This window comes from Kribbella sp. VKM Ac-2568 (genome assembly GCF_004345365.1).
Classification (GTDB): Bacteria; Actinomycetota; Actinomycetes; order Propionibacteriales; family Kribbellaceae; genus Kribbella; species Kribbella orskensis.
Genome location: NZ_SLVF01000001.1, coordinates 644,403 through 661,860 on the forward strand (window position 1 = coordinate 644,403; position 17,458 = coordinate 661,860).

Annotated in this window: 16 protein-coding genes, 1 tRNA gene and 1 pseudogene; 12 read left to right on the forward strand and 6 right to left on the reverse strand. The window is 69.0% G+C overall.

The window, feature by feature from the left end:
* Window positions 1–75: 75 nt before the first annotated feature.
* The 6 genes and pseudogenes from EV648_RS43775 to EV648_RS03065 all read left to right on the forward strand — a co-directional run.
* Window positions 76–291: pseudogene (locus tag EV648_RS43775) on the forward strand (4Fe-4S binding protein); the annotation flags it as partial.
* A 155-nt stretch (window positions 292–446) separates the two neighbouring features.
* Window positions 447–986 (forward strand): NADH-quinone oxidoreductase subunit J, encoded by a 540-nt coding sequence (locus EV648_RS03045; protein ID WP_132284735.1) that lies wholly within the window; start codon window positions 447–449, stop codon window positions 984–986.
* Window positions 986–1,342 carry an NADH-quinone oxidoreductase subunit NuoK gene (gene nuoK / locus EV648_RS03050; protein ID WP_132284737.1) on the forward strand — a complete coding sequence of 119 codons (357 nt, stop codon included), beginning with the start codon at window positions 986–988 and terminating at the stop codon, window positions 1,340–1,342. Before EV648_RS03045 ends, nuoK begins: the two co-directional genes overlap by 1 nt.
* On the forward strand, window positions 1,339–3,108 hold the full coding sequence (locus EV648_RS03055) for an NADH-quinone oxidoreductase subunit L (RefSeq protein WP_132284739.1): 1,770 nt from the start codon (window positions 1,339–1,341) through the stop codon (window positions 3,106–3,108). The genes nuoK and EV648_RS03055 overlap by 4 nt, the downstream gene beginning before the upstream one ends.
* Window positions 3,105–4,640: a NuoM family protein gene (locus tag EV648_RS03060; protein ID WP_132284741.1), complete on the forward strand. Its 1,536-nt coding sequence runs from the start codon at window positions 3,105–3,107 to the stop codon at window positions 4,638–4,640. Before EV648_RS03055 ends, EV648_RS03060 begins: the two co-directional genes overlap by 4 nt.
* Window positions 4,637–6,088: an NADH-quinone oxidoreductase subunit N gene (locus EV648_RS03065; RefSeq protein ID WP_132284743.1), complete on the forward strand. Its 1,452-nt coding sequence runs from the start codon at window positions 4,637–4,639 to the stop codon at window positions 6,086–6,088. Before EV648_RS03060 ends, EV648_RS03065 begins: the two co-directional genes overlap by 4 nt.
* Before the next feature lie 2 nt (window positions 6,089–6,090).
* Here the strand turns inward: EV648_RS03065 and EV648_RS03070 are convergent, their stop codons facing one another.
* Window positions 6,091–6,939, reverse strand: coding sequence for an arylamine N-acetyltransferase (locus EV648_RS03070; RefSeq protein ID WP_132284745.1), 849 nt, complete (start codon window positions 6,937–6,939; stop codon window positions 6,091–6,093).
* Between the two features lie 47 nt (window positions 6,940–6,986).
* Between EV648_RS03070 and EV648_RS03075 the strand changes: the two genes are divergently transcribed.
* Window positions 6,987–8,006, forward strand: a complete 1,020-nt coding sequence (locus tag EV648_RS03075) for a lactonase family protein (protein WP_132284747.1) — start codon at window positions 6,987–6,989, stop codon at window positions 8,004–8,006.
* Window positions 8,007–8,009: 3 nt separating this feature from the next.
* Entirely contained in the window at window positions 8,010–9,425 is a 1,416-nt protein-coding gene (locus EV648_RS03080; RefSeq protein ID WP_132284749.1) for a glycoside hydrolase family 32 protein, read from the forward strand.
* Here EV648_RS03080 and EV648_RS03085 read toward each other — a convergent pair.
* On the reverse strand, window positions 9,414–10,589 hold the full coding sequence (locus tag EV648_RS03085; protein WP_158293884.1) for an MFS transporter: 1,176 nt from the start codon (window positions 10,587–10,589) through the stop codon (window positions 9,414–9,416). The genes EV648_RS03080 and EV648_RS03085 overlap by 12 nt on opposite strands.
* 112 nt (window positions 10,590–10,701) lie before the next feature.
* On the opposite strand from EV648_RS03085, the gene EV648_RS03090 reads away from it, so the two are divergent.
* Complete coding sequence (locus EV648_RS03090) at window positions 10,702–12,237, forward strand: HD domain-containing phosphohydrolase (protein WP_132284753.1); 1,536 nt, start codon at window positions 10,702–10,704, stop codon at window positions 12,235–12,237.
* A gap of 4 nt (window positions 12,238–12,241) precedes the next feature.
* On the opposite strand, the gene EV648_RS03095 is transcribed toward EV648_RS03090, so the two are convergent.
* Together EV648_RS03095 and EV648_RS03100 are read right to left on the reverse strand one after the other, a co-directional pair.
* On the reverse strand, window positions 12,242–12,541 hold the full coding sequence (locus EV648_RS03095; RefSeq protein WP_132189788.1) for a hypothetical protein: 300 nt from the start codon (window positions 12,539–12,541) through the stop codon (window positions 12,242–12,244).
* Window positions 12,538–13,401, reverse strand: coding sequence for a phytanoyl-CoA dioxygenase family protein (locus EV648_RS03100; protein WP_199234396.1), 864 nt, complete (start codon window positions 13,399–13,401; stop codon window positions 12,538–12,540). Before EV648_RS03100 ends, EV648_RS03095 begins: the two co-directional genes overlap by 4 nt.
* A 111-nt stretch (window positions 13,402–13,512) precedes the next feature.
* On the opposite strand from EV648_RS03100, the gene EV648_RS03105 reads away from it, so the two are divergent.
* Together EV648_RS03105 and EV648_RS03110 are read left to right on the forward strand one after the other, a co-directional pair.
* A complete protein-coding gene (locus EV648_RS03105; RefSeq protein ID WP_132284755.1) occupies window positions 13,513–14,310 on the forward strand; it encodes a helix-turn-helix transcriptional regulator in 798 nt (265 codons plus the stop codon).
* A gap of 10 nt (window positions 14,311–14,320) precedes the next feature.
* On the forward strand, window positions 14,321–15,058 hold the full coding sequence (locus EV648_RS03110; RefSeq protein ID WP_132284757.1) for a hypothetical protein: 738 nt from the start codon (window positions 14,321–14,323) through the stop codon (window positions 15,056–15,058).
* Here the strand turns inward: EV648_RS03110 and EV648_RS03115 are convergent.
* Both EV648_RS03115 and EV648_RS03120 read right to left on the reverse strand, forming a co-directional pair.
* On the reverse strand, window positions 15,044–16,018 hold the full coding sequence (locus EV648_RS03115) for a phosphotransferase enzyme family protein (protein ID WP_158293885.1): 975 nt from the start codon (window positions 16,016–16,018) through the stop codon (window positions 15,044–15,046). The genes EV648_RS03110 and EV648_RS03115 overlap by 15 nt on opposite strands.
* A gap of 156 nt (window positions 16,019–16,174) precedes the next feature.
* Window positions 16,175–16,666, reverse strand: coding sequence for a YajQ family cyclic di-GMP-binding protein (locus tag EV648_RS03120; protein WP_132189793.1), 492 nt, complete (start codon window positions 16,664–16,666; stop codon window positions 16,175–16,177).
* Window positions 16,667–16,748: 82 nt separating this feature from the next.
* Between EV648_RS03120 and EV648_RS03125 the strand changes: the two genes are divergently transcribed.
* Window positions 16,749–16,831 (forward strand) — tRNA-Tyr (locus EV648_RS03125).
* Window positions 16,832–17,458: the final 627 nt, after the last annotated feature.

Below are 17,458 nucleotides of genomic sequence, written 5' to 3' on the forward strand. Positions count from 1 at the left end.
CGCCGCTCCGTCACCGAGCAGTACCCCGACGTCCAGCCCGAGCTGCCGCCGCGGAGCCGGGGCGTGATCGCCCTGATGGAGGAGAACTGCACCTCCTGCATGCTCTGCGCCCGTGAGTGCCCGAGCTGGTGCATCTACATCGACTCGCACACCGAGACCGCGCCGTCGGTCGGTGAGCAGGCCCGGGAGCGCAGCCGGAACGTGCTGGACCGGTTCGCGATCGACTTCTCGCTGTGCATGTACTGCGGGATCTGCATCGAGGCGTGCCCGTTCGACGCGCTGTTCTGGTCCCCGGAGTTCGAGTACGCCGAGACCGACCTGCGCAACCTGACCCACGAGAAGGACCGGCTGCGCGAGTGGATGTGGACCGTGCCGGCGCCCCAGCCGATCGACCCTGGACCGGCGGTCGTTCCTGACCCGCCGGCCATCGAGGGTGGGAGCGAGCAGTGACGACTGCGCTCTTCTCCATCGCGGGGGCGATGGCGGTCGTGGCGGCCGTACTGGTGGTGACATCGCGGCGGATCGTGCACGCCGCGCTCTGGCTGGTGGTCGCGCTCGGCGCTGTGGCCGGATGCTTCGGCGTGCTGCACGCGGAGTTCGTCGCGCTGGTGCAGATCCTGGTCTATGTCGGCGCGATCGTCGTCCTGGTGCTCTTCGCGATGATGCTGACCAAGGCCCCGACCAACCCGCTGCCCGGGCTGACCACCGGCCGCAGCCCGTTCGCCGCGGCGGTCGCGCTGGTGCTCGCGCTGATCCTCGGCACCGGGGTGGTCGTTGCCTTCGGCAATGAGAAGGTCAAGCCGGTACCGGCGGGCTCGGCGGAGAGCGTCGGCAACGCCGTGTTCCGCAGCTGGGTGCTGCCCTTCGAGGTGCTGTCGGTGCTGTTGCTGGCGGCCCTGATCGGCGCGATCGTGCTCTCCCAGCGCAGCGGACGCCTGTCGGAACCCTCTGAACCAGTGTCGGGCGCAGAGGGGGGAGACGACTGATGCCGCTGGTCCTCCCCCTGCTGCTGGCGGTACTGCTGTTCTGCATCGGTGTGTACGGCGTCCTGGCGCGGCGCAACGCGATCACCCTGCTGATGTCGTTCGAGCTGATGCTGAACGCGGTGAACCTCAACTTGGTCGCCTTCGACGCCTGGCGCCTCGACGGTCTCGCCACCGGGCAGACCCTGGCGGTTTTCGTGATCACGATCGCGGCGGCGGAGATCGGCCTCGGCCTGGCGATCGTGCTGCTGCTTTTCCGCGGCCACGGCCACGTCGACGTGGATGCCGCCCGCGACCTGGTGGAGGTTGACCACCGGGTTGAGACGATCGACCGCGCGGAGAAGGGCACCGACCGGTGATCGCGACCGCCTGGCGGGTGATCGGCGTCGGCTTCTCCCTGCTGGTCGTGCTGACCGCCGCGCTGCTCTACGGCGTCGAGCCCCAGCAGACGGCGTTCACCCACGGGGCCAGGGTGGGCCGCGACGTCTTCATCACCTTCGACCTGCGCACCGACGACCTGACCGTGCTGATGCTCGCCGTGGTCGGCGTCGTCTCGGCCTGCGTCCAGGTCTACTCGATCGGCTACGTGCGGGAGCGGATCGCGTCGTACACGGCGCTGGTGACGCTGTTCACCGCGGCGATGGTGACTGTCGTGGTCGCCGACAATCTCTTCCTGCTGCTGATCGGCTGGGAGGTGATGGGCGCCTGCTCGTACCTGCTGATCGGTCACTACTGGGAGCGGCGCGACGCCCGCTCCGGCGCGATGAAGGCGTTCCTGATGACCAGGCTCGGCGACGTCGGCTTCCTGTTCGGCATCTTCGTGCTCGGCCTCGGCTACGGCACCTTCAAGATCTCCGAGCTGGGCGAGAGCCCGATCTCGTCGGGCACGCTCACCACCGGCACGCTGCTGTTGCTGGTCGGCGTGGTCGGCAAGTCGGCCCAGGTGCCGCTGCAGACCTGGCTCCCGGACGCGATGCCCGGCCCCAGCCCCGTCAGCGCCCTGATCCATGCGGCCACCATGGTCGCTGCCGGCGTCTTCCTGATCGCCCGCCTGTACGACGTGTTCACTGCGGCCGCGACGACTCTCACCGTGCTGGCGATCGTGGCCTGCGTGACGATGCTCTTCGCGGCGCTCTGCGCGATGGCGGCGGTCGAGGTGAAGCGGGTGCTCGCCTGGTCGACCGTGAGCCAGTTGGCGATCATGTTCGCCGGGCTCTCGCTCGGCACCTCCGACGGACGCCACGCCGCGCTCTTCCACCTGACCACCCACGCCGCCTTCAAAGGCCTGCTCTTCCTCTGTGCGGGCGTGCTCCTGCACGAGGTCGGGACCGCCGCCTTCGTCGTGCTCCGCCGGTACACCCGCCGCGGCGCGTTGCGGAAAGCGATGCCGGTCACCTTCGTGACGATGACGATCGGCCTCGCCTCACTGGCCGGCGTACCGGGGTTCGCGGGGTTCTTCTCCAAGGACGCGGTGGTCGAGGCAGCCTGGCTCCACGCGCGGGACGGGTCGACCCTCGGTTGGGTCGTGCTGGTCTCGGTGTGCCTGACCGCCGCGCTGACCGCCTTCTACTGCGTCCGGTTGTGGTTGTGGGTGTTCTTCCGGACCCCGGCTCTCGCCGGTGCGCTCGGCGCGTTCGAGGACGACGACCCGATGGTGGATGCCGAGGAGCCGGACACCTCCAAGCTGCATGACCCCTCCTGGCTGATGCTCGGTCCGCTGGTGCTGCTCGCTGTCGGATCGATCGGCCTCGGGTACGCCGACGGGGTGCACCTCAACTGGGGGGTCGCCCTGGTGACGACGGTGCTCGCGTTGCTCGGAGCACTGCCGGCGTACTCGTTGTGGCAGCGCGGGGCGGACCCGCGCCCGGTGGTGCTGGAGCGGGAGTTCGGGGTGGACCAGGCCTACTACCGGATCTTCGCCGTACCGGTGCGGTGGTCCGCGCAACTGGCGGTCGCCGGTGACCGGGATGTCATCGGCGCCTACGTACGCGCGGCGGGACGGACCGGAACGCTGGCGTCGCAGGGCTTACGCCGGCTGCAGACCGGGAACGCGCAGACCTACCTGACCGCCGCGGTGATCGGGGTCATCGCGCTCGCGATCCTGGCGGGGGTGATCGGCTCATGAGCGCCTTGCTGCTCGTCCTGCTGGGGTTGCCGTTCCTGGCCGCTGTGGTCCTCTGGGTCCTGCCGGTGCCGAAGGCCGACCGGCTCGCGGCGATCGTCGGAGCCGTGGTGTCCGGCCTGGTGCTGGTCGGATCTGCGGTGCTGTGGTGGGACCTGCTGCGGCCGCGCAGTGGATCGTCGACCATCGGCGAACAAGCCCGGACTCTGCCCGGCAGGATCCATCCGTACGCCGAGACGGACGTGTCCTGGATCCCTGCGCTGGGCGTGCGGTTCCATGTCGCCATCGACACGATCTCGATGCCGCTGATCGTGCTGACCGCGCTGCTGGTGTTCCTGTGCTGCCTGTACTCGCTGCGGATCACCCCACGGATCGGCCGGATGCGCTCGCTGATCGCGCTGCTGCTGGTGATCGAGACCGGCGTGATCGGTACCTTCTCGGCGGTCGACCTGGTGCTGTTCTTCCTGTTCTTCGAGGTCGTGCTGATCCCGATGTGGCTGGTGATCGACATCTGGGGCGACGAGCACGACCCGGCCGGGCGGCGCCGCGCGGCGACCACCTTCGTGCTGATGACGGTGCTCGGATCGGCGCTGATGCTGCTCGGGTTCCTGCTGGTGTACCGCGTGACCGGCACCTTCGACCTGGAGGTGCTCGGCCAGGACCCGATCCGCAACGGGCATGGGGTCGCCCTGGCCGCCGCGGTGCTGATCGCGATCGGCCTCGCGGTGAAGATGCCGCTCTGGCCGTTGCACATCTGGCTTCCCGATGCCCATGCCAAAGCCCCGACGGTCGGTTCGGTCCTGCTCGCCGGGGTGCTCCTGAAACTCGGCAGCTACGGCCTGATCCGGATCCTGCTCCCGGTGCTGCCCGGGGCCACGGCCACCATCGCGCCGTACCTGGCCGGCTTCTCGACCGTGGCGATCATCGCCGGGTCGCTGGCCTGCCTGGCGCAGACCGATCTCAAGCGGCTGATCGCGTACTCGAGCGTGGGTCACATGGGCTTCATCGGGCTCGGCATCGCGACGATGTCGCCGGAAGGGCTCAGCGGCGCGCTGTTCGCGAACATCGCGCACGGCGTCATCACCGGCCTGCTGTTCTTCCTGGCCGGCGCGATCAAGGACCGGCACGACACCAGCGACCTGCGGACCCTCGGCCGGGCGCTCTACGCGCGGCTGCCGCGGCTCGGCGGGCTGCTGACGTTCGCCTGCCTGGCCTCGCTCGGACTGCCCGGGCTGGCCGGGTTCTGGGGCGAGATGCTGGTCCTGCTCGGTGCCTACCACCCGGCAGATTCGTTGCCGAGGACAACCTTCCTGGTGATGATGGTGATCGCCGGTCTCGGCACCGTGCTCACCGCCGCGTACTTCCTCCGGCTGGTGCGCACCCTGTGCCAGGGTGATCCGGCCGAGTACCCGGCGGCCGCCTTCGCCGTGGACCTGAGCCGGATCGAGCTGATCACCTGGGCGCCGCTGATCGCGCTGACCGTGGTCCTCGGGGTCTGGCCGCCGCTGCTGCTCAACCACTGGAACTTCCTATGACGATCACCTGGACCGACTGGCAGGCGACCGCCGTACCGCTGCTGCTCGCGCTCGGCGCGATCGCGGTGCTGCTCATCGACGCCTTCTGGAGCACCGGGACCAAGCAGCACAAGCACAGCGTGATCAGCCTGATCACCGGCGGCATGATCCTGTTCTGCCTGGCGTTCGTGGTGGTGCAGCGCAACGGGTTCAAGCCCGCGTTCTGCCGGACCGTGGTGGAGGGCCCGGCCGAGTGCAGCCTGGTGCTCGAACCGCTGACGATCGGCCTCTGGGCGGTGCTCCTGATCGGCGGACTGGGCGTCGTCGGCCTCTCGACGTACCGGCTGCTGTCGGCGGACATCCCCGTCGGGGAGTACCACTTCCTCTTGCTGAGCGCTCTGGTGGGCGCGACCGTGCTGGCCGGCGCGCGGGACCTCGCCACGGTGGTGATCGCGCTCGAGGTGGTGTCGCTGCCCAGCTTCGCGATGGTGGCGCTGAACCGCGACCGCCGAGGCTCCGAGGCGGCGATGAAGGCCTTCCTGGTCTCGGTGCTCTCGACCGCCGTGATGCTCTTCGGCATCTCCTACCTGTACGGCGTGACCGGGTCGCTGTACCTCCAGACGATCGCGACGCGGCTGCCGGGGATCGACCCGGACCTGCGCCGGGTGGCCTTCGCGGCCGGGTTGTTCGTCATCGTCGGGTTCGGCTTCAAGATCGCCGCCGTCCCTTTCCACGGCTGGCTGCCCGACACGTACGCCGGAGCGCCGATCGAGGTGACCGCATTCCTCGCGGTGGTGTCGAAGTCCGCCGGCGTGGCCGGGTTGCTCGTGCTGGTGACGTTCGGCGTCGCCCCGAGTGGTTCGGAGTTGCGCCTGGTCGTCGCGATCCTGGCCGCGGTGACGATGACGGTGGGCAACATCGCGGCGCTGCGGCAGCAGGAGGCCGTGCGGCTGCTCGCCTGGTCCTCGATCGGGCAGGTCGGGTTCCTGCTCGCGCCTCTCGCCGTCGGTGACGCGCAGGCGGTCGTGGGCTACCTGGCCGCCTACGTCGTGGTGACGCTCGGCGCCTTCGGAGCGGTCGCGGTGGTCCAGCGGCACCGGCCGGGTGGGCTGCTGTCCGACTACCGAGGCATGATCCGCTCGGAGCCGGGACTCGGAGCCGCTCTCGTGTTCTTCCTGGTGGTCCTGGCGGGTCTGCCACCGGGGCTGGCCGGGCTGTTCACCAAGTTCGCGGCCTTCCAGGCGGTGATCGACGCGCACCTGGGCTGGCTCGCCGTGGTGATGGCGGTCAACGTGATGATCGGCCTGGCGGTCTACCTGCGCTGGGTCGCCGAGATCTTCCGGCTCCCGGCCGACGACCCGTTCTCCGTCGACATCGAGACCCCGGCCGTCGCCGTCATCTCCGCCTGCGTCGGCTCCGCCGTCGTCATGTCCCTGCTCCCGAGCGCCCTCTTCGCCCTCGTCACCTGAGGTCAGTTGGTGTTCTGGGCAGCCAGCCAGACCTCGTACTGCGCGAGGGCGCGGGCGAAGATCTGGTCGCGCTCGGCGGGGGACAGGTGGCTGCAGGGCAGGCCGAAGATGTCGTTCAGGGCGGCGTAGAAGTCGGCCGGGGTTTCGAGCAGGGTCGAGTCGATCCGGTCGTCGAAGGTCTCGATCAGGCTGAGCGACCGGAGGATCACCACGCTGCCGGCCTTGCGCCGGTAGGCCGCGCACAACCGGAGGAACGGCGAGTCGGGCGCCACCGACAGGTAGGCGTGCTGGTCCTCGAAGGCCGCGAGCGTCGCGGTCGCCGACTCGAAGTCCATCCCGGCTAGCGTGCTCCGCGGATCGTGGTCCAGCCGCCACCCGTCGACGATCTCCGACGGCCGCAGCCGCAACTCGAACGGATCTTGTCTTGCCGTTCCCGCTTCGAGTGGCATCGGGGTGAACAGACCGTCGCCCAGGCCGACGTCGACCAGCCAAGCCTTTTGTGGATCGTCGTCCAGGCCGTGGACGGTCAGCACCAGGTGGCTGGCATCCACCCGGGCCGGCCGTGTCATGGTCTGCACGCCGCCGCGATGCATCGTCACCTGGTAGCCGAGCTCGGTGAGGAACCGCGCGAACACCCCGTTTAGCTGGAAGCAGTACCCGCCGGCCTCCCGCGCGAGGATCCGTTCCGCGACCGCCGAGGGCTCCAGCGGTCCGCCCTTGCCGAGCTGGTACTGCACCGACTCGTACGGCACGGTGTCGGCAAAGGCCGCGTGCAGTGCGAAGAGCGCCTCGACACTCGGCCCGTCGTGCCTGGTCAGACCGATGCGACGGAGGAAGGCGGCGGTATCCATGGGGAGGAGGGTAGGCCGCGCCGGGGCCGACCTGGCAGGGTAGGGGCATGACCTCGGAGCGGATCTACGTCGGCAGCTACACCAGTCAGGAAGGGGGCGGCGAAGGCATCGGCTTCGGCACCCCCGAGGAGTTGCGGATCACTGCGGCGATCCCAGATCCGTCGTTCCTGACCCGGTCGGCGGACGGCCGGTTCCTCTACTCGACGAACGAGCTGGAGGCCGGTCGCGTCAGCGCCTTCGCGATCGACGAGAACGGCTCGCTGGAGTTCCTCAATCACCGGCCGACCGGCGGTGCGCACCCCTGTCACCTCGAGATCGACCCGTCCGGCCGGTTCCTGCTCTCGGCGAACTACACCTCCGGCTCGGTCGCGATCCACCCGATCGGGGCGGACGGCTCACTCGGCGATCCCAGTCAGATCCTGCAGCGCGAGGGCAGCGGCCCGAACGCCGAGCGCCAGGAAGGCCCGCACTCGCACCAGGTCACGTTCGACCCGTCCGGCGCCTTCGCCTTCGACGTGGATCTCGGCTCGGACTCCGTCTATGTGTCGATCCTGAGCGACAAGGGCCGGCTGGAAGACGTGGACCGCCTCACCATCCACCCCGGCGCCGGACCACGGCACCTCGTCTTCCACCCAGGCGGCGGAGCGGCGTACCTGATCAACGAGCTGGACTCCACGCTGGCCGTGTGCAGCTACAGCGACGGCAAGCTGGCGGTCGTGCAGACCGTGTCGACGCGGCCCGAGGAAGCGACCGGGGAGAACTTCCCGGCCGAGGTGCTGGTCTCCGCGGACGGCCGGTTCGTCTACGGCTCGAACCGCGGCGACAACACGATCGCCGTGTTCCGGACCGGTGCCGAGGGGCTTGAGGCCGAGCTGATCCAGACGATCGGTTCCGGTGGGACCTGGCCGCGACACCTTGCCTTCAGCAAGGATGGGACCCAGCTGTACGCCGCGAACGAGCAATCCGACGCGATCGCGGTCTTCACCGTCGACCGGAGCAGCGGCGCCCTCACCGCAACGGGGACGCCGCTGAGCTGGCCCAAGCCGGTCTGCATCCTGCCCGCCTGACCCATGACGCAGCCGGACCGGGCGGTCGCGACAGCAAGTCCCGTCCCCGGGGAGTACTTCCCCTACGCCGACACCGACTACCAGGAGGCCAACCGCGGCCAGTTCCACTTCAGCTCCCGGAGCGGGTGGATGAACGATCCCAACGGGTTGTTGTACTACCGCGGCACCTACCACCTCTACTACCAGCACAACCCGTACGGCCTGGCCTGGGACACGATGCACTGGGGGCACGCGACCAGCCCCGACCTCATCCACTGGCGGCAGCAGCCGATCGCGCTCGATCCGAGGATCCACCCCGGCGACCTGTGGTCCGGCGGGGGAGTGGTCGACACCCGCAACACGTCCGGGCTCAAGGACGGCTCGCACGACCCCATCGTGGTCTTCTCCGGCACCCAGGGCGTCCGGCTGCTCTACAGCCTCGACGGCGGCAGCACCTTCACGGCGTACGACGGCGGCCGGGTGGTGGCGCAGCCGAGCGGGACCGAGAGCCGGGACCCGAAGGTCTGCTGGCACGAGCCGAGCGGGCGCTGGGTGATGGTGGTCTGGTCCGATGCCGGCGGCAACGGTGTGGACTTCTTCGTGTCCGCCGACCTGCGCGACTGGGAGCGGGCGAGCCGGTTCGCGGCCGGCTGGTTGTTCGAGTGCCCGGACTTCACCCCGATGGCACTGGACGGCGACGTGACCTACGTACTGCGGGACGCGCGCGGCTCGTACGTTGTTGGCGATTTCGACGGCCGGGAGTTCCGGACGTCCTGGTCAGAACCGTGCACCATCACCCGGAACACCGGCGGCGCGGGGAGCGACTACTACGCCGCCCAGTCGTTCGAGAACCTGCCGGATGACCGGGTCGTCACCTTGGCCTGGCAGGGCGGCAACCGCGGCTCGATCTGGACCGGCAACGCCAGTTTCCCGGTGGAGCAGCGGCTCGTGAGCACTCCCGACGGCCCACGGCTCTCCAGCGAACCGATCGACGAGATCCGCCTCCTGCGCAGCTCGACAACGAAGTGGGGCCCGGTCGAGCTGTCGCCGGACACCGCTCGGGACCTGCTCTCGGCCGAAGCCGCTGATACCTACGAGCTCGAGGCCACCTTCGACCTCAGTGCCTCGCAGGCCACGGCGTTCAGCTTCCGGCTCGGGACCGCCACCGAGGCGCGGTCCGTCCGCTACGACCTGGGGTCAGCGCAGTTGGACGGTTACGACCTGCCGGTCTCACCGGACGGAACCCTGTCGCTGAGGCTGCTCGTCGACCGAGGTCAGCTCGACATCTTCGCCGCGGACGGTGCGTTCTACGAGTGCCTCAACGTCGACTTCGCGGGTGCTGGTCACGGACTCCAGTTGGTCACCGACGGACCGTTGATGCTGAAGTCGCTGGCCTTGCACCGCCTCGAGTCGATCTGGGATGGGGCTCTACCGGCCTAGTGCTGCGGCAGGTCTCGCTCTCGGCAAGCCTCTGGTGGCCAGGGCGAGGCCTGATCCGGCGACCAGGGCCGCGGCCAGGAAGCCGGTACCGCGGTCGAGGCCGACTGCAACGAGTCCGAAGGTCGCCGGGCCGAGACCGAGTGCCAGGTCGATGCTCATGCTGACTGTGCCCATCACCGCACCTCGTTCGGCGGCCGGCACGTCCTGCAGCGCGAGCATCATGATCGCGGGCGTCCCGAGCGCGACACCGACACCGAGCACGACCGTCCCGAGTGCCAGCCCCGGCACAGCCCGCCAGCTCCCGATGATCGTCAGCCCGGCCGCCGCACACAACAGTGCCAGCCGAACACTCCGCTCCGCGCCCAGCCGGTCCGGGATCCGCGCGCCAACACTGCGGATCACGATCACGATCGCCGCGAACACGAACATCAAGACCCCTGCCCCGGGCAACCCCAGATCCAGCGCATAGAGCGGCACGAACGCGAGGAACCCGGCCATGCCCCACACCAACGCCAGCAGCAGCAAGGCGGGCACCACCGCGGCCGGATGCAGCAGCCGTACTCCGGACTCGGCCGGCCCCGGCTCGCGGGTGTCCCCGACCTTCAGAGCGAGTACTACGGCCAGTGCCGCCGCGCCGCTCGAGATCGCCCAGACCGTGGCGAAGCCGATCGCCGCGACCACCGCCTCACCGATCGGCGGGCCGACCGCGAGCCCGGCGTACAGGGAGAGGGAGAACAGGCTGATCGCCTCGCCACGACGTTCCGCGGGGGCCAGGTCGCTCATCGCGGTCACGGCGCCGACGAAGAAGAAGGCCTCGCCGATGCCGGTCAGCAGCCGCAGTACGACGAGCAGGACGAGGCTGTCCGCGAGGCTGTAGCAGGCGACGGACGCGGCGAAGACGAGCCCGCCGCCGATCATCGCAACCGACCTGCCGCGCCTGTCGGCCAGCCGCCCGGCCCACGGGCGCAGTACCAGCGCTGACAGGCTGAACGCGCCGACTGCGATCCCCACGCCGACGTCGCCGCCGGCCAGCGGTCCGGTCACGTAGAGCGGCACAGCGGGCACCAGCAGTCCGTCCGCGAAGAAGTAGGCGAGCGCGGCCATCCCGAGCAGCGCGAACTGCGGGGTGACGAGACGGGGTCTGACGACTGCGGTCCGGATCATGAGCTGCCTCCGTCGGTCCGAAACGGGCGTTCGAGGCTCACAATGGCCGTACGGCACCTGCCGGGGCATCGGTAGTTCTGCCCATCTCGCAGGCTCGCCGGGAGGGGGCTAGATGGCGCGCGACGACCTGCGGCTCGCAGACCTGCTCTGCGCGCTCTCGGTGACGCTGGACCTCGCCATGGCCCAGCCACCGGAGAAGTCGCTCCGCAGTTGCCTGGTGGCGATGCGGCTGGCGCAGAACCTCGGCCTGCCGCTGGTCGACCAGCGGACCGTCTACTACGCGACCCTCCTCCGCCACCTCGGCTGCACCGCCACCACCCACGAGGAGGCCCGCATGATGGGCCCGAGCGTGGCCCGGCTCCGCCCACTGATGGAACGGACCGACCCGGCCAGCAAGCGCGAGTCACTGACGCTCCTGACGCACATAGGTCAGGGCAGCGGCATCCGCCGGCTCCAGTACGTCGCTCGCACGCTGTCGGCCGGGAAGTCCAGCGAGGCGCAGGTGCTGCTAGCGATCTGCGAGGTCGGCAGCATGCTTGCGGAGCGACTCCACCTCGGCTCGGCAGTCGCCGACGCGCTCTACCAGAACCTGGAACGCTGGGACGGCACCGGTTCGCCGAGACGTCTGGCGGGCGACGAGATCGCCAGCGCGACCCGGATCGCCGAGGTCGCTACCCAGGCGGTGATCTTCACCGGTCTCGGTGGGTCGGAACTCGCCGAGAAGATGCTGCGCAGGCGGCAAGGAGGCTGGCTCGACCCGCACGTGGTCGCGGCCTTCAAGCCGGACCTCGTGGCGGATCTGGAGACCATCGACGTCTGGGAGGAAGCCCTCGCCGCGGAGCCGCGCCCGTGCTGGACGATTCCGGCCGACCGGGTCGACGACATCGCTCGCGCGTTCGCGTACTTCGTGGACCTCAAGTCGCCGTACCTGTTCGGGCACTCGACCGGGGTCGCGGAGTTGGTGTATCAAGCCGGTCAGCGGCTCCTGGATGACGACGAGCGGGCCCTGGTGAAACAGGCCGCGTACTTCCACGACCTGGGCCGGATCGCTGTTCCCACCGGTGTCTGGGAGAGGCCCGGCGAGCTGCGCCGGGGCGACTGGGAGCAGGTGCGCCTGCATCCCTACCACTCGGAGCGGATCCTGGCTCGCTCCGTCGCACTCGACTCGGTAGCCACGCTGGCCGGGCTTCACCACGAGCGGCTCGACGGGAGCGGCTACCCCCGGCAGTCCAAGTCGAGCGACCTCCCGCCCGCGGCCCGCCTGCTGGCCGTGGCCGACGTGTTCCAGGCGCTGACCCAGGATCGCCCGCACCGGGCAGCGCTACCACCCGAGGCGGCGGCGGCGGCAGTACGGGCTGAGGTGGCTGCCGGGCGCCTCGACGGGGACTGTGCGCGGGCAGTACTCGAAGCGGCCGGGCAACGAGTGCCCGGCCGCCTGTCGAGTCGTCCTGCCGGCCTCAGCGAGCGCGAGGTCGAAGTACTGCGGTTGCTCGCCCGGGGCCGGTCCAACGCCGAGATCGCCCGCGAGCTGGTGATCTCACCCCGTACCGCGGAGCACCACGTGCAGCACATCTACGGCAAGATCGGGGTCTCCACCCGGGCTGCCGCCGCACTGTTCGCCATGCGCCACGGCCTGTTCACGCCGTGACGGGTCACGCCGTGACAGGGACCAGCTTCTCGAAGAAGAACTCGTGCTTGAGGAACGACACGTCGTACTCGTGACCCGGCTGCGGCGGGAGCAGCTGGGCGGCCTGGAAGAGCCGCCAGCCGTCCTTGAGTGCCTCCAGCCCGTTCGCGTACGGCGGGACGTCGGAGTCGCCGGTGGTCGGTGAGGTCTCGCCGGTCCCGTCATACGTCGACCAGCCGACCGTGCGGGAGTCAAGCGCGGACGAGGCCAGGTAGAGCACCAGGACCTGCTGGCGGACGGTCTGCTGAACGGCAGCGGTGGTCATGCCATCTCCTTCTTCGCGGCGTGCGGGTTGAGGCTGCGCTGCGCGACCACGCGGCGCGGACGGTTCGACACTCGGGTCACCCAGTAGTCCGGGTCGTAGGTGTCGTCGCCGGTGATCGCCTGCCACAGCTTGACCCGGTTGTAGATCTCCAGCCGGCCGGTGGCGTTCTCGTACCAGGGGAAGTACTGCCCGAGCTCCCTGGCCACCTGCTCGTCGTACAGGTCGTCGGTGTTCCACAGCCGGACCTGGCGGACGGTCGGGTTGAACCGGATCTTGAACATGTAGCGGTCGACGGCGCTGTCGTTCTTGCGGCCGCCGTGCCAGATGCCGTGGTGCAGCAGCACCACGGTGCCGGCCGGGCAGGTGAGCCGGGTCTGGCCGAGCAGGTTCTGGTACCGGCCGGTGTCGGACTCGTTCGTCCGGCGCAGGTGGCTGCCGGGCACGCTGAGGGTGCCGCCCATCTCGAGCGTCACCTCCTGCGGGTAGTACATGAGCTGGACGTCGAAGGCGTCCTCGCGGACGTCGATGATCGCGTCACCGTGCAGGTTCTGCGCCTCGCCCTCGTGCGCCTTGCGGATGTGGACCGCGTGGTGGTCGACGGTCGGCTCGGGTCCGACCAGGCTGTGGATGGCGCCGGCGATCTCGGGCAGTTGTACCAGCCGCTGGACGAACTCGCTGTCCTGGAACGCCTCGGACAGCGGGGTGCCGTAGGGGACGCCGGGGATGCCGGACTTCAGGACATCGATCGCCTGCTGGTTCATCTCGTCGGGGACGACGGCGTCCATCCGGAACGAACCGGTGGCGACGAACTGCGCCATCTGGACCGAGGTGAGCAGGTTCTTGCGATGCGGTTGGGTCATGTCTCTCCCTTTCGGGGCGACTGGGCCTTGGTGGTCACTACTCGTCCAGGTTAGGTATCGATGCTCTTGTTTCGCGTGGGTTGAGTTCACCACTGATGGTAATTTCTCACCATGATTCCGTTGCACCTGGCCGAGCCGCCGGAGGTCGTGAACGTCGGTGTGGGGGTGCACGGGGTGCGCGGGCCGCGGGACATCTTCCGGCTGCCCGACCTGTGGCAGTTCCACCTCTACGGGTACTCGGCGGACCTGACCGTGAGCGGCACGACGTACCCGGTCGCGCCGGGATCGGTCAGCCTGACGCCGGCCGGAGTACAGGTGCAGTTCGACTACCGCGGGCGGTCGGAGCACCTGTACGTGCACTTCCGGCCGCGCCCGGTCGGAGAGCCGTCGTACGTCCCGGTCGTGCAGGACGCCGGTACGGCGGCGCCGGCGCTGTCCGACATGCTCCGCTCGGCGATCGGGGCGTCGCCGAGCGGCTCGGCCCGGGTGGTGTCCGAGGTGTGGGCGGCGTTGTGGCGGGTGGCGCAGCTTTCGGCTCCACTCACCGAGGGTGGGGCGGTCGCCGGACACTCGGCAGTGTCGGCGGCGATCGCGTACATCGAGGCGAACCTGGCCCGGCCGTTGGCGGTTCCCGCGCTGGCGGCCGCGGCCGGGGTGTCGCACAACCACCTGACGCGGTTGTTCCGGGCGGAGACGGGGATGACGGTGGTCGCGTACATCCGGCAGCGGCGGATGACCCGGGCTCGCCACCTGCTCGTCTCGTCGACCTTGTCGATCCCGGCGGTCGCCGCCTCGGTGGGCATCCCCGACCTGCAGGCCTTCAACAAGGCGTGCCACCGGGAACTCGGCGGACCGCCTCGCGTAGTACGGGCCGGAAACGCGGTGGCCGGTGGTGGGCGGGTCGTCTAGGGTTCGCGGCATGTATGAGCTGATCCCGGTGGCCACCGCGCCCGAACTGGACGAAGAAGCGGGCAAGCGGTTCGTGGAGGAGTGGCCGGAGTTCATCTTCCACGATGCCGGGGTGAAGGTTTACCGGGAGCGGCGGCGGTCGTACTTCCTCGACTGGGAGTTCTACCTGGTGTCGGTCGAGGACCGGCGGTTGATCGGCGGGTGCTGGGGTGTGCCTATCGCCTGGGACGAGACGGTTTCGGACCTGCCCGGTGGGTTCACGGATGCGCTGGGGCGGGCGGTGGAGTCTCGGGAGGCCGGTGTGGTGCCGGACACGTTCGTGCTGATGGCCGCGGCGGTGCGTAACGACGAGCAGGGCAAGGGGCATGCCGGCCGGGTGATCACGGCGGTGAAGGAACAGGCGGCTCTGGCTGGGTTGACGCGGATGATCGCTCCAGTGCGGCCGACGTTGAAGGCGCGGTATCCGCTGACCGATATCGCCGAGTTCATGACCTGGACCCGGGCCGACGGGCTGCCGCTGGATCCTTGGCTGCGGACGCACGTTCGCCTCGGCGCTCGGTTGCTGGCGCCGGCTCCGGTGTCCCAGACGATGACCGGCACGGTCGAGGAATGGGAGAAGTGGACCGGGCTCGCACTGCCGGCCAGTGGTACCTACGTGATCCCCGACGGGCTGACCACGCTGGAGATCGACCGCGAGGCCGATCAGGGCATCTACCGCGAGCCCAACATCTGGCTACGTCACGCCTGACGACTCGCTAGGCCTTAGAGCCCGGGCGGTCAGGCTGTCGGGGCCGAGGTTTCCTCGGAGGATGTGGAGGCACGTTTCGCGGTCGGGACCGGTCACGGCTTGCTGGGCCCAGAGGGCGATGTCTTCCAAGGCTCGGGCGGCGCGGTAATAGGTCAGGCGGGTGTGATCGAGCGTGACCGGGCCGTAGCCCTTGAAGAACGCGTCCTCCTCGGCCTGCGTGGTGGGGCCGACGGAGCGCATTCCGCCGAGCATGAACAGCAGGTCCTGCTCGACCGGCGCGAGTACTACGTCGTCCCAGTCGATCAGGTGCAGTTGCTCGGGAGCGACCAGGACATTGCCCAGGTGGGGGTCGGCGTGGCAGATAACCGGAGTACCGCCCAGCTCCCGGCGTGCGAACTCCTGGGTCAGCTCGACGACCCGCGCGATGGTCCGCTGGTTCTGTAGCCAGGTCGCGGCGAGTTCGGCCTCCAGGGCGTCCTGGGGTTCTCCGGCGCTGAACCTCTCTCCCAGGGACTTCGTGAGAGCCGGCATCTGGGCGTTGATGGGGTTTAGGCGGGGCATTGCGGCTGCCAGGGCGGCCGGTGGCTCGATGGCGTGTACCTCAGCCAGCAGAGCGCCGTACGAGGTCCACTGGTCCGTGGTGAGGCCTGTGTCGGCTGCACGGTCTCCGGTGATCCACGGGGCCAGGGAGAGGCGCTTGCCGTCCCGGACACTCCAGAGCTCGCCGGTGCGGGTTCTGACTGGCCCTGGGATCCCCTGCACTCCGGAATCCACCAGGAACGCCGTGACCTTCGGCGCCACGTCGGTGCCTCCGCCGCTCCACTTCACCGCGTACTGCTCGCCTGTGGCGGTCGAGACCTGCCACACCTCGGCAGCCACGTCCGCCCCGTGGTGGACCGGCTTCAGGTCGGCCAGCTCCACGTCGAAGTCGTCGGCCACCCAGCGCACGAAGTCCGTCACCAGCCCCAGGATGCCTCCTTCCTCGTCACCCGGCGACCGAGTTGATCGCTGACGCCTGAAAGCCGCGCGGGGCCGGGGCTTCCTGGGCGGAGGTTGCCCCTGGCCGCGTTCGCAGTACGGGCGGTTCGCAGTACTGGCGGTTCGCAGTACGGGCGGTCAGCGGTAGTTGACGAACTGGACCGCGAAGTCGAGGTCCTCGCCTTTGATGAGTGCCTGGACCGCCTGCAGGTCGTCCCGGCTCTTGCTGGACACCCGGAGCTCGTCACCCTGGATCTGCGCCTTGACGCCCTTCGGGCCCTCGTCGCGGATCAGCTTGGAGAGCTTCTTGGCGTTCTCCTGGGTGATGCCGGCGCTGATCGTGGCGTTGATCTTGTAGATCTTGCCGGACAGCTTCGGCTCGTCGGCCTCCAGGCCCTTGAGCGAGATCTGCCGCTTGACCAGCTTGTCCTTGAGCACGTCGAGGACGGCGTTCACCCGCTCCTCGGTGTTCGCCTGCATGTCGATCGAATCACCGGACCACTTGACGCCCGCGTCCACGTTCTTGAAGTCGAACCGCTGGCTGATCTCCTTCGCCGCCTGGTTGACGGCGTTGTCCACCTCCTGGTGATCGACCTTGTTCACGATGTCGAAGGAGGACTCCGAAGCCATGGGCAGTTCCTTTCCGATTTGCTGTCAGGGGCACTGTCTGTTGTATCGTCTCTCACGCCGCTCCTCGGAGCAGCATCACCCTGGCAGGTTGCCCGAGCGGCCAAAGGGAGCAGACTGTAAATCTGTCGGCTTATGCCTACGCAGGTTCGAACCCTGCACCTGCCACAGGGACGAAACCGCCCCTGACTTGCGGAAACGCGGGTCAGGGGCGGTCTTCACGTGTCCGGCTGTGTCCGGCTAGCTACGGCGATCTACGGGCATCCTTGTCCAGGGCTTGTCCACGCTAGGCGATGTCGCCCAGGTGGTCGTCCGTCAGAGCCAGCTCGATTCGCCGTTTTGGCCGCTTCGTCCTGCCCATCGATGCACGACGCATAGACCTTGAGGAGCACGTGACGCTGTGCCCGGCCCACTCGGCCACCTGTGTCGCCAGTACGCCCCGAGTTGAGCCAGAGGCTCACGCATCCGTGCCGGAGGTCGTACGGCCGCCGTGCCAGTGGTTATGCGTACTGCCAGTAGCTCAATGCCATCTTGCGAGCCTTGCTCCAGAACCGAGTAGACGTGTTCGGATGAACCGGATTGCAGTAGGGCCGTGAACCGGATTGCAGTAGGGCCGCCACCGCCATCCGCTACCTCGAGCGTGTTCTGAAGGGCAGCCACCCCGGACAGCCAGTAGAGCTGCGTCAAGGCGTTGTTCTGGAGGTCTGGCTCGACGGCGATGACCGCGGTTGCGACGCTGACTTGTCGATCCTGCGCTGCGCCGCCGACCTGGACAGCCTCCACCGGGACACCGGC

Excerpts from the sequence above, each read along its gene's own strand:
- EV648_RS03085 (WP_158293884.1), bottom strand. The coding sequence starts at position 10,589 with ATGATCCGGACCGCAGTCGTCAGACCCCGTCTCGTCACCCCGCAGTTC.
- EV648_RS03065 (WP_132284743.1), top strand. The coding sequence starts at position 4,637 with ATGACGATCACCTGGACCGACTGGCAGGCGACCGCCGTACCGCTGCTG.
- EV648_RS03080 (WP_132284749.1), top strand. The coding sequence starts at position 8,010 with ATGACGCAGCCGGACCGGGCGGTCGCGACAGCAAGTCCCGTCCCCGGG.
- EV648_RS03060 (WP_132284741.1), top strand. The coding sequence starts at position 3,105 with ATGAGCGCCTTGCTGCTCGTCCTGCTGGGGTTGCCGTTCCTGGCCGCT.
- EV648_RS03090 (WP_132284753.1), top strand. The coding sequence starts at position 10,702 with ATGGCGCGCGACGACCTGCGGCTCGCAGACCTGCTCTGCGCGCTCTCG.
- EV648_RS03120 (WP_132189793.1), bottom strand. The coding sequence starts at position 16,666 with ATGGCTTCGGAGTCCTCCTTCGACATCGTGAACAAGGTCGATCACCAG.
- nuoK (WP_132284737.1), top strand. The coding sequence starts at position 986 with ATGCCGCTGGTCCTCCCCCTGCTGCTGGCGGTACTGCTGTTCTGCATC.
- EV648_RS03075 (WP_132284747.1), top strand. The coding sequence starts at position 6,987 with ATGACCTCGGAGCGGATCTACGTCGGCAGCTACACCAGTCAGGAAGGG.
- EV648_RS03070 (WP_132284745.1), bottom strand. The coding sequence starts at position 6,939 with ATGGATACCGCCGCCTTCCTCCGTCGCATCGGTCTGACCAGGCACGAC.
- EV648_RS03095 (WP_132189788.1), bottom strand. The coding sequence starts at position 12,541 with ATGACCACCGCTGCCGTTCAGCAGACCGTCCGCCAGCAGGTCCTGGTG.
- EV648_RS03105 (WP_132284755.1), top strand. The coding sequence starts at position 13,513 with ATGATTCCGTTGCACCTGGCCGAGCCGCCGGAGGTCGTGAACGTCGGT.
- EV648_RS03110 (WP_132284757.1), top strand. The coding sequence starts at position 14,321 with ATGTATGAGCTGATCCCGGTGGCCACCGCGCCCGAACTGGACGAAGAA.
- EV648_RS03100 (WP_199234396.1), bottom strand. The coding sequence starts at position 13,401 with ATGACCCAACCGCATCGCAAGAACCTGCTCACCTCGGTCCAGATGGCG.